This is a genomic window from Pinirhizobacter sp. (genome assembly GCF_035317885.1).
Classification (GTDB): Bacteria; Pseudomonadota; Gammaproteobacteria; order Xanthomonadales; family Rhodanobacteraceae; genus Pinirhizobacter.
The window spans coordinates 1-2322 of the sequence record NZ_DATHFX010000001.1 but is presented as its reverse complement, the minus strand read 5'-3'; the positions used below and the strand labels follow the sequence as shown (position 1 = coordinate 2322).

The window sequence follows — 2322 nt, the reverse complement described above, 5'->3', positions numbered from 1 at the left end:
CGCGTCACCACCGCCCAGCCGATCTCCGAGCCCTACATCGACCTCCTGCTCGACGTCAGGGGCGGTGGCGGTACTTCCGCCGTGCGTGAAGTCACCCTGTTGCTCGACCCGGCCAGCGCGCAGGCGCCTGTCGCCGCACCCGCTCCGGTCGCCCCGCAGGCCGCTCCGCCAGCCCTCCCGGTCGCCCAGCAGGCCGCTCCGGCCGCTTCCCAGGCACCGGCCCCGCCTCCCGCTCCTGCCGCCCCTGCCCATCCGTCGACACCCGCCAGTGCACAGGCTGCCCCTTCGCCCGCCCGGGCGCCGCGAGCCCCGCGTGCCACTGCCGAGGGCGGTTCCACCCTGGGTACCGTGCAGAAGGGCCAGACGCTCTCCACCTACGCCAGGCAGCTTTCAGGCAACGGCGTGGACATGAACCAGGCATTGGTGGCGCTCAAGCAGGCCAACCCCGATGCGTTCTATCGCGACAACATCAACGCCCTGAAGGCCGGCGTGGTGCTGCGCGCGCCCTCCAGCCAGGACCTCTCGGCCACCGCGACCGCCGAGGCCTCCAGCCAGGTGCGCCGTCAGAATGACGACTGGCGTGGCATGACCGCGCGCAAACCCACGTCGGTCGCCGACGCCGCGTCCGGCAATGCGCCGTCCAAGGCCGCCCCGGCCTCGGCGGAAGATCGCCTGGCCCTGGTGCCGGCCAAGGGCAACCAGGCCGGCAACGGCAAGGTGGCCGCTGCCATGACCAGCCTGCAGCAGGATCTGGCCCGTTCGCAGGAAACCCTCACGGCGCTCCGCCAGCAGGGCGAGGAACTGAAATCCCGCGTTGACGACCTGGAAAACATCAACCAGAAGAACCAGCGGCTGCTCACCCTGAAGGACGCCCAGATCGCGGACCTGCAGAAGAAGCTGGCCGACGCCCGCAAGGCCGCCAACCTGCCGCCGGCCGCAGCCTCCGCGCCGCCCCCGGTGGCCGCCGTGGCAACGCCTGAAGCGGCTGCCTCGGCGCCCAGGCCCGCAAGCCCGGCGCCTGCCGCGTCGGTGGCCAAGGCAGGCACCACCGCAGCTCCGGCCGGCCAGGTCCTGACCACCACGCCGCTGGCCGAACACGCAGCCCCCGCCCCGGCTGCCGTGTCTGCGCCCAAGAAGCCCGCGCCGGCCGCGGCGCGGCCACCGGTCACCGAAGAAGAACCCTGGTTCATGCAGCCCTGGGTCTGGGCCGTGGCTGGCGGCGCGATCCTCGTGCTGCTGTTGCTGGCCACGATGGGCCGTCGTCGCAAGGCCGCCACCGTTGCCGTGGCGACTGCGCCGTCGCTCGCTGATCGCTTCGGCGACGTTCCGTTGTTCGATGAATCGGGCATCGACGAGGAAGATATCGACCAGCGCGAATTGCTCGACGAACTCTCCGAGCATCCGGACGATGTCGCCCTTCACCTGGAACTGGTCACGCTTTACTACGAACGCCGCGACGTCGAGCACTTCGAGGCTGCCGCCGAGGCCATGTACGCCCACGTGGTGGATGTCGAGCAGGAGGAATGGCTCGAAGCGGTGCGCATGGGCGAGGACCTCGCCCCCCAGCACCCGCTGTTCTCACACGGGGCTTCGGCCGAGGTGCAGCCCAGCGACGCAGATGCGGGCGACGCCGCCGCCGCACTGGAAGCCTTCGACATCAGCCGCTACGCGGACCAGGAGCCGGCGCCCGGCGACATGCCGCCGCCGGTACCGCATGCCCCGCAGAAAGTGAGTGAATACCACTTCAATTTCGACCTGTCTCCGCCCCGTGCGAACGGGCAGCCCGCCGCGCCGGCCAGTGCCCGTGATGACCTGGACCTCGGCCCGCACGTGGACGAACCGCTGCCCGCGCACGACGAGGTCCATCCCGTGCGCAGTGAACCGACCGACCTGCACGTGGCTGACGCCGAGGAAGAAGCTGCCAACAGCACGTGGAAGTTCGACGAGCCGGCCGTCGCGGCCGCCGATGTCTACGATGTGGGTGCCGAGAACTTCAGCGACGACCCGGTGGATACCAAGCTGGACCTTGCCCGAGCCTACCTGGACATGGGTGACGCCGATGGCGCCCGCGCCATGCTCGATGAGGTGGTGGCCGAGGGCACCCAGATGCAACAGGATGTCGCCAGGAAAATGCTGGCGGACCTCCACTGATCGAAGAAAACCCCGCTCCGGCGGGGTTTTTCTTATGAACAGGCGGCGTGGCCGCCCTGTATCATGGGCGCTTTGAAGCTGCCCTTAGTCCATGCGCATTGCCTTCGGCATCGAATACGACGGTACCGACTTTCTCGGCTGGCAACGCCTGAGCCATGGTGAGACGGTGCA

At 69.5% G+C, this 2322-nt stretch carries 1 protein-coding gene; it reads left to right on the top strand.

What is annotated here, in order from left to right:
- The coding region (locus VK519_RS00005; RefSeq protein ID WP_324346437.1) for a motility hub landmark protein FimV at nucleotides 1-2151 on the top strand (2151 nt) is incomplete at its 5' end.
- Nucleotides 2152-2322: the final 171 nt, after the last annotated feature.